Below are 15,639 nucleotides of genomic sequence, written 5' to 3'. Positions count from 1 at the left end.
CGGGCATCATTATACTATTTGAGGTGGTTGCCATATACTTCCGAAGAAATTGGAAGTAAATATAGAGGTATAGGAAGGTAATTGCGTTTTTATACTCTTTGTAATTGGTGTAAAACTAAAAGTAGTAATCTTAAAATAACTCACTATTTGTGAGCCACAACAGTTGCAGTTGCAAAAAGGCGAACATAAATCATTTTCTTTATCGTGATTATGAGATTTTTCATCATGATTATCTGAAATCTCAACAGCTTTGTGTGCTGCACTACTTACTTCCATATCTGCACAAGGCAAACATGATAGTACCACTAGATAGATTGATAATATGTAGTTTAAGAGTTTCACGAGTGTAAAAATAGGATTTTTTATTTATAAATAAATTAAGAGTATTAAAAGTTTGTGTTATTTTACGATTGCGATGGTTTTTTAATAATTCAAATTTACACCGACACCAAATCCCATATCACTGTCATAATGAGTTCTGGCACTCAAATTTCTTTTAATAATGTAGCGTAATCCAGCCATGTATTCTTTATCGGTATTCCACATTAAATCCATACGAACTCTTTTGGAAACCGGAATGTCCATTCGTTCCAATTGAAATCTAACATTACCATCTGTAAAAACCTCAGCTTGTGCCTTTACTAGCATTGGTAATGTGTATTCTACTCCTGCGCTAAAAACGGAACGGTTGTCTTTAGTATTAGATTGGTTGAAGAGATTTTTTTCCATTTCGCCTTCTTTCATTTCTCTGTAACGCCAATCAAAGCCAATGAATGGCATTAACCATTGCATTTTGCCAATGTATCTACCGATATGTGTTTCTGTCTCATAACCGTGATGATCGTTGTAGCCCAATCTCCATTCAGTTCCAATACTCCAACGTGTATTGCTGAACATTGCCATACCATCGTTTCCGTTGGTAGCAAAATCATTTTCAGCCATAAAGTGAAATTTACGGTCTTCGCCAAATAGTTTTCGTTGTGCTAGTTTAGGATTTGGAATTAACGGATTTGGTGCTTGATTTTCATAGGTAAAAACCCTGCCCATTCCTGCCATCATGTGATATAGAATATGGCAATGGAAAAACCAATCGCCTTCTACATTCGCATTGAATTCGATAATATCGGTTTCCATTGGCATGATGTCGATGATATTTTTTAGTGGTGCATAGTCGCCTTGACCGTTCAAAATTCTAAAGTCATGACCGTGCAAGTGCATTGGATGGCGCATCATAGAACCGTTGTATAATGTAATCCTAACATTTTCGCCTTTCTTGATTAAAATTTTATCGGTTTCAGAAACTACTTTGTTGTCTAAACTCCAAACATAGCGGTTCATATTTCCTGATAATTCAAAACGCAATTCTTTTAGTGGAGCATCTTTTGGTAGTGTTGTTTTTGTTGGCGACTTTAACATAGCATAATTTAAAGTAGTGATATCTGAAAGTTCGTTACTGTTATAGTCGCTTTCATTCATCTTCATGTTTCTCATTTTATCATCTTTTTTTGACGCTGCTTCTCCAGTGATTTCTGGATACATGACCACATTCATATCCATTTGATTGTAGGACATCTGCATTCCCATATCATCCAAATCGCCATTCATTTTCATCATTCCGTTCATCATTTTCATTCCGTCAAAATATTTTAATTTTGGTACTGGTGAAATTAATTGCTTAACACCATCGCCAATATAAAGTGATGCCGATTTAGTTCTGTCTTCTGGGGTTACAAGGAATTCATACGAAGTTTTGTCTGCTGGAATGGTAACAATTACATCGTAGGTTTCAGAAACTGCAATTAATAATCGATCTACTTCTACAGGTTCAACATCGTTACCGTCATTGGCAACAACCGTAATTTTGCCACCTGCATAGGTCATCCAAAAATAAGTTGATGCACCACCATTTGAAATGCGTAATCGTACTTTATCGCCACCTTTGAATTGGGATAATTGACTATTACTTTTACCATTGATTAAAAACTTATCATAGTACACATCGCTTACATCCATGGCATTCATTCGTTTCCATTCGTTTGCTATTTTTGTTTTGAAATGACCTTGCTTAATTGCTTCTGCATAACTTTGGGTAGTTCCTTTTTGTATGGCGAACCAATCGGTTGCATTGTGAAGCATTCTGTGTACGTTATTTGGATTTACATCGGTCCATTCGCTTAAAATTACCGGAATGGTTGGCAAATCGTCAATACCTTTTCTGAAGGTTTCGTCTTCAGGTTTTTTGTTTAAAATCATTGAGCCGTACATTCCGATTTGTTCTTGCAAACCAGAATGACTGTGGTACCAATGTGTACCGTGTTGGATAACTGGAAAGGTATATTTATGTGTTGTACCCGGTTCAATTGGCATTTGGGTTAGGTAAGGAACGCCGTCTTCTTTATTGGGTAAAAATAAGCCGTGCCAATGCAATGAAGTACTTTCCTTTAATTCGTTGTGCACATAAATTTCGGCTGTATCTCCTTCAGTAAACGTTAGGGTTGGCATGGGAATTTGACCGTTTACAGCAATTGCTCTGGTGGGTTTGTTTCCTATATTTACAATTGTATCACGAACGTATAAATCGTATCTCACTGTTTTAGCTATTGTCTTAACTATAGGTTTGCTTTCAGAAATAGGAATATCTTTTGGAACTTCAACAATTTTTGGAGTTTCTTCTATTGGTTTTGAAGCTTCTTTTTTTGTTTCAGAAATTACTTTTTTTGTAGCGACTGTTTTTTTTACAACTGCTTTTTTTATCGGTTTAGCTTTTTCTTTTACTAATGCCATCCCGCATTTTTGGCATTTTGCGGGTTTTGGCGAATGAATTTCGGGATGCATCACACAGGTATAAAAAGTTGGTTGTGTTTCTTTTTTTACTTGAGCATTCGCAAAAAATCCGATTGAAAAGATGATGATTATAAGAACTATTTTTTTCATTATTATTTGTTTAAAGTTTTAAATTTCGCAAGCGCAACGCATTTACTATAACCGATACCGAACTAAAAGACATGGCTAAGGCTGCTATCATTGGAGATAATAAAATTCCGAAAAACGGATATAAAACTCCTGCTGCAATTGGTACACCTAGTACGTTATAGAAAAAGGCAAAAAATAAATTTTGCTTAATGTTTTTCATCACAGCATGGCTTAAGTTTTTGGCTTTTACAATGCCTTGTAAATCGCCTTTTACTAAAGTGATTTTGGCACTTTCGATGGCTACGTCTGTTCCTGTTCCCATTGCAATTCCTATATTGGCTTGTGCCAATGCCGGTGCATCATTTATACCATCGCCAGCCATGGCCACAATTTTACCTTCTGCTTGTAATTTTTTAATTTCCTTGAGTTTGTCTTCAGGTAGGCATCCAGCTTTGTATGATGCCAGTCCCAATTCATCGGCAACTGCTTTAGCAGTGTTTTCATTGTCTCCGGTTAGCATAATTACTTCGACACCTTGGCTCATTAATTCTTTAATGGCTGCTGCGCTTGATTCTTTAATGGCATCGAAAATGGACACAAAACCAACAGCAACACCATCAATGGCTATGTATGACACTGTTTTTCCGAGTTTTTGTTCAGCTATGATTTTGTTTTCTAAATCATCAGAAACTGTTGCTTTGACTTGTTCCATAAGCTTTTTATTTCCTAATGCCACTTTTTTGTTGGTTACTGTTCCTGTAACTCCTTTACCGGCAACGGCTTCAAAATCTTTTACTTCGATTAAAGAAATGGATTTTGTTTTGCCATAATTGACTACGGCTTGTGCTAATGGATGCTCACTATATTGGTTCAGTGAAGCTATGCTCTGTAACAAATCACCATCGTTGTTATTGGCAGCATAAATTTTTTCAACAGATGGTTTTCCTTCGGTGATGGTTCCTGTTTTATCGGTAATTAAAACATTAACCTTATTCATGTTTTCCAGAGCTTCAGCATTTTTTATCAAAACCCCTGATTGTGCGCCTTTACCAACACCTACCATTACTGACATAGGCGTTGCCAAACCCAATGCACAAGGACAGGCAATAATTAATACAGCTGTGGCATTTATAAAACCATATACTAATGCCGGTTCGGGACCGAATTTTGCCCAAATGAAGAATGTAATTACAGAAATGATAACTACAATGGGCACGAAGTATTTGGAAATACTATCTGCTAATTTCTGAATTGGCGCTCGTGAACGAGAAGCGTCATTTACCATTTGCACGATTTGTGAAAGCAAAGTTTCTGAACCCACTTTTTCAGCTACCATAACAAATGATTTATTACCGTTTATTGTTCCGGCAATTACATTATCGCCTTTCTTTTTATCTACCGGAATCGGTTCACCAGTAATCATAGCTTCATCTATGCTGCTTTCGCCATCGGTTATTTTTCCGTCAACTGGTATTTTGTCTCCGGGCTTTACACGTAATAAATCGCCTTTTTTAATATCGTGAATTGAGATTACTTTATCACCACCATCAATAACCAAAGTGGCCTCGGTTGGGGCTAGTTTTAATAATTCTTTGATTGCTCCGCTAGTTTGACTGTGTGCTCTGGCTTCTAATAGTTGTCCTAACAAAACTAAAGTTAGAATAACCGTTGTTGCTTCAAAATAGAGTAATACTGTACCGTGTTCGGTTTTGAATTCGCTAGGAAAAATGTCGGGAAAAAACATTCCAACTAAGCTAAATAAAAAAGCTACTCCTGTTCCAATTCCGATAAGGGTAAACATATTCAAATTCCAAGTAATTATTGATTTCCATGCGCGAACAAAGAATATCCAACAGGCATAAAAAACAACAGGTAGCGAAAGCAGTAATTGTACCCAATTCCATTTAGGAGCATCCATTATTTTAAATAAAGGATTGTTATGTGCCATTTCTATCATTGCGATGGCGAAAATGGGAACCGTAAAAACAACCGCGATTTTCATTTTCTTAACCAGGTCCTTATAGGTTTTTTGGTCTTCGGAATCAGTAGGATTCATAGGCACTAAATCCATTCCGCAAATAGGACATGAACCCAGAGTTTCTTGAATAACTTCGGGGTGCATAGGACATGTATATAATGTCTTGTTTGCAGTTAGTTCAGGTGCTTTGACTAAATCCATTCCACACACAGGACAGTCGCCTGGTTTGTCGTAAACTTTTTCTCCTTCGCAATGCATTGGACAATAGTATTTACCATTGGCATTAGCGGGGACTTTGATTTCTTTTTTATCGCTATGGGAATGGGCAGCGCAACACGATTTTTCAGTAACCGCATCCGTTGCTACTTGTTGTGGAATTTTGTCATTGCCCATTGCTATGGTATATTTTCCAACGGCTGTCAATGCTTGTTGCAATTGTTCCGTTGGAATATGTTTTTCCATCGTTATCGTTGCTATTGGTGGGTTTAATGAAACTTTTGCTTCAACACCATCAATTGTGTTCAATGCTTTTTCGACTTTGGCGCGACAACCATCACAAGTCATTCCGGTAATGTTATAAGTATGTATCATCTTTTATATTATTTTAATACAAATTTCCTTCTTAATGTTTTTTAGAGTTGCACAATTTTGGGTTTGATTTGCAAGATTTATAGATCTTCTATTTGTTTTCTTTTTATCGATTTTAAATTCTTGAAGTAAGTTGGTGAAAAACCAGTTACTTTTTTAAATTGGTTACTTAAGTGCGAAACGCTGCTGTAATTTAATGTGTAGGCAATTTGACTAAGTGATAATTCATCATACACAATCAACTCTTTTACTTTCTCAATTTTTTGATTGATAAAATACTTCTCAATTGTTGTGTTTTCTACTTCTGAAAAGAGATTGCTCAAGGTATTATAGTCTTGGTTTAGTTCTTGAAGTAGAAACTCGGAAAGGTTTGTTTTTAAATCACTGTTTTTATTTTGGACCAAATCAATAATCAATGTTTTAATCTTATCAATCGTTTTACTTTTCCTATCATCGATTAAATCAAAGCCAAAAGCACGAAGATTTTTTAGTAGTTCGCTTTTTTGACTTTCTGGAATGTCATTTTTTAATTCAACTTCACCCAATTCAACTGCGAGAAGATTAATCCCGATATTTTCAAATACAGATTTCACTGCCATTTTGCAGCGACTACAAACCATATTTTTTATGTAGAGTTTCATTGTATCGGTTTTAAATTGATTTTGCTATTTTATCCATAATAGAATGGTCTGAACCAAATTTGCATATAGCGTCACAGTTGGTTCTCAATTCTGAAAACAGTATATATTTGATAATCATTTTTGAATTTTTTATGACAGGTCTATTTAGTTGTTGAATCACATCTTTTTCACGACTGTCGGGGATAATAATATAGAATACTTCATCGCCGTCAGAAATACTAAAGTAAAGGTCGGAAAGACGTAAAATACCCGAATAAATGCTGGTGCTTTTTTCTACTTCAAATGCGCCAATAATGTTGTTTGTTCCTTTTTCAAACCATAGCACATCAATAAGTTTAATGGTATTTTGTGTGTCTTTATCGCAAGGCAATTCAGGAAATTTATTCATAGAGATAAAAGAAAAACTTTGCCCGTTGAAAGCTTTGCTTTTGTCATTACTAGCAGGCGTAACATCAAAACCTAACGAAGCTCCGATTTTTAATAAATGGTATTGCATTTCGCTATGCAGATTTTCTTCTTGCTTTTCTTCCTGTATTTCCTTTTGCCGTTTAACTATGTTTTTTTCAAATTTATGACGCTCTTCTTCGCTCAAGTAATCATCATTTCCAATGAGCATTTTTTGCGTTCCAATTTCAAAACACAATCCTGCGATTGCTCCTAAATCATTAGATAATTCAGATTTATGAGTGCTATTCGTTTCGAGAAGTGTTTCACGAATTTTTAGGTATTCTGTCCAGCTACCGAGCTTTTTTTTGTCTTTGTATAAAAAATTAAATCCGTTGAGAATGGCAGTATTGAATGGTGGAAACCATGTTGGATGTATGAAATATAAAATACTGGCAACCGCCGGACCAAGACCTTTTATTTTGAGTTCATCTAGCCTTACAATCTCTTTTACAACTTGTTCTTCTGTTTTGGCATTGATGCAGTTTTCCAAGAATTGGCCAAAAGCAATCTTATTCGTTTGATTTTCGTAAATATCAGGAATACGCAATTTAGGTTTCCAATAAAAAGGATGTGAAACGCCAACAAACACTTGCTTTTGCTCTGCAATGCAATTCAACACAAACTCTAGACTACTGTTTTTGAAATCGTTTGGGAATGATTTGTTCTTTATATCATCAATAACCTGCAAAACACCCCGGCGTATTGTTCGGAATGCTTTTAGTCTTTGATCATTGTCAACAAACCAAGTATTATAAACACTTTCTGTATCGTTCTTGTATTGTTGTATTATTTGGTTAAAATTGTTCATCCTTATTATTTTAAATTACATTTTCATCCCTTCCATTGGGTCAGAACCTTTACGGAATTTATATTCACTATTAATTGCATAGGCTCCTGTTATTACCACTTTTTGACCATTGGCAATTTTTGTTTTTATTTCTATGAGTCCGTTGGTTTCGATTCCTGTTTCTACCATAAGATTTTCATAAACACCTAGTTTTTTTTCTATCCAAATGTAGGATGCGCTTTCTTCTCTGATTACCGCATCGGTTGGGATGTAGATTCCTTTACCTCCGGCAATACTCAACTTTGCGATAGCCTGCATTCCGGGTTTTAAGATTAGATTTTGATTTGGTATTTCAAATCGAATCAATAGTAAACGGGTTTCCGGATTGATTTCCGGATTGATAAATGACACTTTGGTACTTAATAATTTATCGGGAAAATTGGCAAATGTTATCATTGCATTTTGACCCATTTGGATACTTTTAAAATAGTTGATATTAACTTGTGTTTCAAGCCAAAGCTTCGTTAAATCAGTAACTTTGATAATTGGAGTGCCTTCCATGATATAACTACCTTCCACGGCACTTATTTCTGAAATTGTACCACTAAGGGTAGTATAAAATGTGGTATATGGAGAAACATCTTTACTACTTTTAATATTCTCAATTTGAGTACGTGATAAACCATAGAACAAGAGTTTTTGTTTGGCTGCATTCAAAATGTTTTTTGCGTTTTTACCAAAATCACCGGGCATTTCAAGTTGTTTCAAGGCTGTATAATAGTCTTGTTTTGCTATTGCAATATCTTCACTGTATAATTGATATACAGGTTGGTTTAAAGCTATATAATCACCCGTAGATTTGAAATATAATTTTTCAATTCTACCCATTGCTTTTGAAGAAAGAGTTTTGGAATTTTCTTGGTTAAATGTTAAAACACCAGTATAGTTTTGTTCGACATTATTTTGTGTTTGTTCAATAGCTTGAGTTTTTATATTGCCAAGTTGTATTTGTTGTTTGCTTAAACTTATTTGGTTTACCTCATTGTCATCCTGTTTTATTGGTGTTAATTCCATATGGCAAATAGGACACTTGCCCGGTTTGTCTTCTTTCACCTGGGGATCCATAGAACATGTATAAAAAGTTGCTTCTTTATTTTCATCATGTTGGGAATGATCTTTTTTATCAGTAATTGAATGGTCTTGTTTTTCTTTAGAATTGCAAGCCATAAGTACCAACACAAATAATAAAAGGATGCCTATTTTATTTGATTTTTTCATATTTACTCCGTTTTAATAAAGCTTTCGCTATCAATTAAATACTGTGCGTTTTTTGCAATGGTATCTTTTACTGAAATACCAGTAATGATTTGAATATACTCGTTTATTTCAAATCCTGTTTTTACCGGTGTTGCCTTAAAACCATTCTGAAGTTTGATAAAAGCGATTTTTTTATTACCGGTACTTACCAATGCCTTTTTTTGCACCCAAATACCGCTAATTGATTTCGTTTTTATGATACCCTGCAATCTTAATCCTATTGGCAGATTGAGTGTTTTGTTGTTTAAATAAACCCTAATTCTATTGGTTCTGTCGGCAGCATTAAATTGTGTTTCAATAAAATTAATTTTGGCTTCTATCGATTCCTCACCATTGAGTTCAGACGTTATTTTAATGGCTTGATTAACTTTAATAAGACTACTGCTTTCTTGTGTGATATTGAATATTCCCCAAACTTTATCTGTATTTACTAATTTAAAAACAACCTCTCCCTTTTTTACATAGTTTCCTTCTTTTAACTCTAGTCTTTCGGTACTATTGTTCATGTTTTGCATTCCGGAATTTGATTGCGTAACCATTGTTTCTGTTCCAATCACTATCCCATTTGAAGGGCTGTAAATAGCTATTTTTGGATTAGCTTTTTTGGAATTAGTTAAAGCGCTAATTTGATTTTGAGTCATGCCATAAAGCAATAGTTTTTGTTTAGATGCCTCAATGATTGAATGGTTTTCGCTATCATTTGTAATTAAATAAATAAAGTTTTCCTGTTCAGTTAAAAGTTCAGGACTGTATAAATCAAATAATCTTTGTCCTTTATTAATCCGTTGGTATTTGAAATTCACATACATTTTTTCTAATCGGCCACTTATTTTGGCTGCAATATTTACGGCTGAATTTGGGTCATAAGCGATAATACCCGGAAGATTGATTTCACCACTTAAGATGGAATCTACTGCTGTCGTTGTTTGAAACTTACCCACTATAAAGTTATCTGTAGGCTTTATAACATTTTCAAGATTATGGTCTTCTTTAGCATGATTGTCGGTTACTTTTTTTACTAAAGTCATTCCGCAAATAGGGCAGTTTCCCGGTTTATCTCTAATGATTTGAGGGTGCATCGAACAAGTATAGACAATCGCTTGGTGTGAACTTGCAGAATGATCTTTGGGTTTAACTGTAAAGAAATAGATAGTAAAACCGATTATTGCTATTACACTTAAAATCAAACCATATTTGATGTATTTATTCATAATTATTTAATTTCGAGTTGTTTTTCGATTTCTACCTGAGTGTTTAGTATGGACAACAATTTGTCTAGTGCATCCATTTGAGCCATATTCAAAGCTTCCCAAGCATCTAAGACAACAAATAAATCCCCCGTGTTATTTTGCCAAGCTAATACTGCGGTGTCATAATTTTTACGCAATGATGGAATAATGCTCTTTTCGGAGATAGTGTATTGCTTTTTGAGGTTTGATAGTTCAGTATACATACCCGAAATCATACCAACGGTTTCATTTAAAATCATTTGTTTTTGCCAATTAAGACTTTCGTTTTTAATTTGAAAACTACTAATGTTGGCTTTGTTCATTTTGGTTGACCAAGGCATAGGAATAGTTATCATACCCATCAGTGAGAATTGTTGTGGCTGCTGTCCAAAAGCAAACATGTGGTCATATTTTATTCCAAACTCGGGCAATAGTTTTGACTTTTCAGCTTCAACTCTTAGTTGGTTTATTTCTATGGCTCTTGTTATAGCATTTATATCGCTTCTGTTTTTAGAAATTAAAGTGGTGTCTAATAGTTGTGTGTTGTATTCCTTTAGTTCGAATGTTTCTTCAATTTCAAACACGGTATTTTTATCTCTTGACATTAGTGTGTTGAGCATAATTCTTTTTTGTGAGATATCATTCTGAAGCATTATAATCATACTTTCCAATTCATTGTATTGAGATTTTGCTTTATAATAGGTTGAGAGTTTATCCATATTGTACTGATACCTTATTTCCATGCTTTTTATCATGTAGTTTAATAGTAGTAAATTATCATTGGCCACCTTGGCTTTTTTATTTAGTATAAGCCATTGATAGTAATTTGTTTTGGCTAAGGCATAAAGCTGATTTAAAGTGTAATTTTTGTTTTCTTTTTCAACGGAAGACATAGCACTCATATACTTATATTCGGCATTTTGCTTTTTTGCATTGGGAATCATCTGTGAAACTCCAATCATATAACTGCCCATACCCGGGCTCATATCATCTGCTTTCCACATTTTAGTATTATAGGGCGCCATAAAAAAACCTGTTTCTACTTGAGGTGCCATCCAGCTTTTAGCACCTTTTGCAGCGGCATCCATACTTTGGATATCAGCATCGTACATTTTTAACTGTGGATTATCGGTTTTGATTGTGCTCATAATATTTTCTAACGAAAGTACCTGTGCATTAGCAGTTGTAAAGCTTAAAATCAAAAAGCCTATAACGATATTATATTTATTCTTTAACATCTATAAGTTCTATTTTGCCTTTAGTTTTTAATTCGTGAAGTTTCACCATTTCAAAAACAATAGGAGTTACTAATAATACATAAATTGTTGAAGTAATTGTTCCACCGATAAGAGGAACTGTTATAGGCAACATTACATCGGCACCGGTACCTGTTGCCCAAAGTATCGGAATAAGACCAAATAAAGAAACAGAAACCGTCATTAATTTTGGTCTCAATCTTTTTGCTGAGCCATCAATAATGTATTGTTTTAATATGTCTTCTGTAATTGTTTGTGAATTATTGCCATGTTTTTCGACCATTTTGTTCATAGATTCATTTAAATAGATTGTCATTAACATAGCTGTTTCAATTGCCATTCCGAAGAGGGCAATAAAACCAACTGCAACTGCAACAGATAAATTTATACCATAAAAATAGACCATAAAAACACCCCCAATTAAAGCAAAAGGTACTGTTATCATTGTAATCAAGGATTCTTTCATGGAGTGGTAGGTAAAATATAAAATGAGGAAGATAATTATCACCACTATGGGTAAAATCATGCTCAGCGTTTTATTGGCTCTTAACTGGTTTTCCCACTGGCCGCTCCATTCTATGTAATATCCTTTAGGCATTTTAGACATCATTGAATTTAATTTTTCCTGGGCTTCTTTTACTGTGCTACCCAAGTCTCGGTCACGAACATTAAATAGAACACTTCCTCTAAGCATGGCGTTTTCGCTATTTATCATAGGTGGTCCATCGCTTATTTTTACTTCTGCAACCGTTTCTAATGGTATTGGACCATACTGCATAGTTTGAACTTGCAATTTTTTTAGGGCATCAATACTGTTTCGATATTCTTGTGCATATCGGGCATTTACGGAGAAACGTTGTCGTCCTTCAATAGTAGTTGTTAGTTTCATTCCTCCTATAGCGGCTTCCACTATTGCATTAATATCGTCAATTGAAAGACCATATCGTCCCAACATTTCCCTTTTTGCCTCAATATCAATGTATCTCCCACCGGTTATTGGCTCCGCATACAAATCTTTTACACCCGAAGTACCTTCGAGAGCCTTTTTGATTTTTTGAGATAGCGCATTAATGGTATCCAAACTTTCACCATACACTTTAATTCCAACATCTGTTCGAATACCGGTGGATAGCATGTTTATTCTATTAATGATAGGCTGTGTAAATCCGTTAGTCACTCCCGGAATTTGGAGTTTGTTGTTTATTTCAGTTATAATGTCATTCTTTGTTTTACCTTCTCTCCATTCGCTTTGAGGCTTTAATAGAATAATGGTTTCAATCATACTAATAGGGCTATTATCAGTTGCAGTATTGGCTCTTCCTGCTTTTCCCAATACATGGTCAACTTCGGGAATTGATTTTATTAGTTTGTCCTGAACCTGTAAAATTCTTTTTACTTCCGAATTAGAGACATCGGGTAATGTAACCGGCATGAAAAGTACTGAACCTTCATCCAAAGGAGGCATAAATTCAGAACCTAAGCGGGTAAACATAAGTATACCGATTATTAAAGCAACTACATTGAATCCTAGCACTGTTTTTCTCCATTTCATGCAAAAAACCAAAATAGGGGTGTATATACTTTCGAGTCTTTTATTGATAGGGTTTTTACGCTCTGGACGAAGTTTACCTTTCAATAAAAAACTGATAAGAACCGGTGTAAGTGTAATTGCTAAAAAAGCATCAACAATCAGAATGTATGATTTTGTCCAAGCCAACGGGCTAAACAACTTTCCTTCCATACCAGTAAGTAAAAAGACCGGTAGAAAAGAAGCGATTACGATTAGTGTTGAGTAAAAAACACCCGGACCTACTAATTTTGAAGATTTTTCAATAAGTTGTAATTTCTCGTCAGAGGATAAAGGATCATGTTCCTTTTTAAATAAATTTTTAATTTTGTCTCTCATAATACCAGCTTATTTGTTGTTATCCATTTCTTCCTGTCTCTCTGAGATTGTCCTATAAGCATTTTCAACCATTACGATACCATCATCGACCACAACTCCAATTGCGAGTGCAATACCTGTTAATGACATAATATTAGAAGAAATACCAAAAGCTTCAAGCAATATAAAGCCAATTGCGACCGATATGGGAAGTTGAATTAAGATTATGAGGGCACTTCTCCAATGGAATAAAAAAATTAGGATGACTAGAGAAACGGCAATCATTTCTTCAATAAGTGTTCCTTTGACAGATTCAATAGCTTTCTCTATCAACTCACTTCTGTCATAAGAAGTTTTAAATTTCACCCCTTCAGGCAATCCTTTTTCAACTTCTTTCATCTTTGCTTTAACCGCTTTTATGACTTCATCGGCATTTTCGCCGTAACGCATTACTACTATTCCGCCCACTACTTCGCCGGTTCCGTTTTGGTCAAAAATCCCTAAGCGTAAGTCTCCGCCCATTTGGACAGAACCTATGTCTTTTACCTTTACCGGAATAGAATTGTAATTTTTAATTGAAATATCCTCTATATCTTTAGTGTTCTTTAAGTAACCTAAACCTCTGATGATATATGACATATTGCTCATTTCAAACTTTCGCCCACCAACATCATTGTTATTAGCCTTGACCGCATTCATTACTTCCATCATGCTTACATTATAATATTGCATTTTTAATGGATCTAAAACCAATTGGTATTGTTTTTCAAAACCACCAAATGAAGCTACTTCTGCTACCCCTGGAACTGTTTGCAGTGCAAATTTCACATACCAATCTTGTAATGCTCGTTGTTCTCCCAAATCCATTCCGTTTGCTTCCAAATGGTACCAAAAAATGTGGCCAACACCAGTACCATCAGGACCTAAGGAAGGCACTACATTTTGGGGTAATAATCGTTGTGCGTAGTTAAGTCTTTCTAAAACCCGTGTTCTTGCCCAATAGACATCAACATCATCTTCAAAAATAATGTAGACAAAACTCATCCCAAACATAGATGCCCCGCGAATGTTTTTTACTTTTGGAATTCCTTGCAAGTTGGAAACCAATGGGTAGGTTACTTGGGCTTCAATTACCTGAGGACTTCTGCCCATCCATTCCGTAAAAACAATAACCTGATTTTCTGATAAATCAGGTATGGCATCAATAGGATTTTGCTGAACACTGTATATCCCCCAACCAAACAAACCGGCTGCCACAAGCAACACAATATATCGGTTTCTAAGAGATAATGTAATTAGTTTTTCTACCATAATTAATAATTTTCTGAAGTGTTATTGTCTTCATTGATTGCATCAATCCATTGGATTATCGTTTGTTTTTGCGTTTCGGTAAGTATTGCATCATGATGTAACAGGGTATATGAACTTAATGGCATTTCACCCGATTTAATTTGTTTGCCTATCGCTTCTAACTTACTTTGTTGCTTTCGATTAGAATAGCTGCCAAACTCATTGAAATTTAACTCTTTTTTTCCATCGTTAATATGTGACTCTACAAATATCCTAGCCGGTTGAATATAGTCGTACCATAAATAATTGGTGTTATTACTGTGGCAATCGTAGCAGGATGACTGAATTAACTTTGAAATATTCTTTGGAGCATTAGTTGTGATAAGAAAATCATTTGTATAATCTTGCCCCAAATTTTGATTTAGGGCAGGCTGATAGAATTGTATTGCTATCAATACCAAAAAAAGTATGAATCCAACTTTTTTTAATTTCCTTTTCATTTTTATAATGTTTTTTTCACACTACCACAAGTAAGCATCTGTGAGCCATAGAAAGGATTTTTTATTTCTTTGGTTTCGCTAATCCAAATAGCGCCTTTACCCTCATCATACATTGGGCAATGGTCTTGATATAATTTTTGTTTAGTTCCAAACATTTTAATTAAATCATTGATGTCTTTACTAAGTGTGGCAAAATGTTCTCTTTGATGGTCTATTTTCCCGGCGTTGTCACCTATATGTTCTGCGTGCTCTTTTGCATCTTCAGCAATGTCTAAATATTCCTTTTTCTGTTTTGCATCTAATGTTTTTGTGTCAAATCTTTCAAATGATGCTAATAGTACTTTTCCTTTATCTGCTGCACCTTTACTGTCATCATTTACTAATCTGTTTTTAAGATTTATATAGCTAATAATAATATCTGTTGTATAGTCTGCTTGAGTTACTGTAGTGACATCGGTTTTTGTTTCGGTTGATTTTACATCTTCCATCTTTTTTGATGTAACCGGTTCTGTTAATTCCATACCACATTTGGAGCATTTTTCTCCTTTTTTTCCTGTTACTTCCGGGTGCATTGGACAGGCAAATAACTCGGTTGAATTGGCTGAAGCTTCTGTAGTGTTGTTTTCTGTTTCTTTTGTTTTAGTATTACAAGAAACTAATAAAGAGACTGCTAAAATAGCTGTTAAAATGAGTGCTTTCATGATTTTAAAATTTTAAGTTAATGTTAAATATTTTTTATTTGTAACTGTGTTCTGTGCCTTGTTCGTGGTAATGTTTAATTATTTCTTTAGGTAAAACTTCAAGCTTT

The 15,639-nt window shown here is 34.6% G+C and carries 10 protein-coding genes and 1 pseudogene; all 11 read right to left on the bottom strand.

What is annotated here, in order from left to right:
* Positions 1 to 9 precede the first annotated feature (9 nt).
* The 11 genes and pseudogenes from B2741_RS01930 to B2741_RS01880 all read right to left on the bottom strand — a co-directional run bounded on the left by B2741_RS01930 (position 10) and on the right by B2741_RS01880 (position 15,532).
* Entirely contained in the window at positions 10 to 342 is a 333-nt protein-coding gene (locus B2741_RS01930) for a DUF6660 family protein (RefSeq protein ID WP_035123484.1), read from the bottom strand.
* Positions 343 to 423: 81 nt separating this feature from the next.
* A complete protein-coding gene (locus B2741_RS01925; RefSeq protein ID WP_291134932.1) occupies positions 424 to 2,934 on the bottom strand; it encodes a multicopper oxidase domain-containing protein in 2,511 nt (836 codons plus the stop codon).
* 10 nt (positions 2,935 to 2,944) lie between these two features.
* Entirely contained in the window at positions 2,945 to 5,482 is a 2,538-nt protein-coding gene (locus B2741_RS01920; protein WP_291134930.1) for a heavy metal translocating P-type ATPase, read from the bottom strand.
* 77 nt (positions 5,483 to 5,559) lie between these two features.
* Positions 5,560 to 6,120, bottom strand: a complete 561-nt coding sequence (locus B2741_RS01915) for a helix-turn-helix domain-containing protein (protein ID WP_291134928.1) — start codon at positions 6,118 to 6,120, stop codon at positions 5,560 to 5,562.
* A 10-nt stretch (positions 6,121 to 6,130) separates the two neighbouring features.
* Complete coding sequence (locus B2741_RS01910) at positions 6,131 to 7,375, bottom strand: hypothetical protein (RefSeq protein WP_291134926.1); 1,245 nt, start codon at positions 7,373 to 7,375, stop codon at positions 6,131 to 6,133.
* 15 nt (positions 7,376 to 7,390) lie between these two features.
* Complete coding sequence (locus B2741_RS01905) at positions 7,391 to 8,632, bottom strand: efflux RND transporter periplasmic adaptor subunit (protein ID WP_291134924.1); 1,242 nt, start codon at positions 8,630 to 8,632, stop codon at positions 7,391 to 7,393.
* A gap of 2 nt (positions 8,633 to 8,634) precedes the next feature.
* On the bottom strand, positions 8,635 to 9,882 hold the full coding sequence (locus B2741_RS01900) for an efflux RND transporter periplasmic adaptor subunit (RefSeq protein WP_291134915.1): 1,248 nt from the start codon (positions 9,880 to 9,882) through the stop codon (positions 8,635 to 8,637).
* A 2-nt stretch (positions 9,883 to 9,884) separates the two neighbouring features.
* Positions 9,885 to 11,138 carry a TolC family protein gene (locus B2741_RS01895; protein WP_291134913.1) on the bottom strand — a complete coding sequence of 418 codons (1,254 nt, stop codon included), beginning with the start codon at positions 11,136 to 11,138 and terminating at the stop codon, positions 9,885 to 9,887.
* Positions 11,125 to 14,352, bottom strand: a pseudogene (locus tag B2741_RS01890) (efflux RND transporter permease subunit). Before B2741_RS01890 ends, B2741_RS01895 begins: the two are co-directional and overlap by 14 nt.
* Positions 14,353 to 14,354: 2 nt before the next feature.
* Entirely contained in the window at positions 14,355 to 14,831 is a 477-nt protein-coding gene (locus tag B2741_RS01885; RefSeq protein ID WP_291134911.1) for a heme-binding domain-containing protein, read from the bottom strand.
* A gap of 2 nt (positions 14,832 to 14,833) precedes the next feature.
* Positions 14,834 to 15,532, bottom strand: coding sequence for a DUF3347 domain-containing protein (locus B2741_RS01880; RefSeq protein ID WP_291134909.1), 699 nt, complete (start codon positions 15,530 to 15,532; stop codon positions 14,834 to 14,836).
* Positions 15,533 to 15,639: the final 107 nt, after the last annotated feature.

The sequence above is a fragment of the Flavobacterium sp. UBA7663 genome (genome assembly GCF_002483315.1).
Classification (GTDB): domain Bacteria; phylum Bacteroidota; class Bacteroidia; order Flavobacteriales; family Flavobacteriaceae; genus Flavobacterium.
This window is presented reverse-complemented; position numbering and strand designations above follow the sequence as displayed.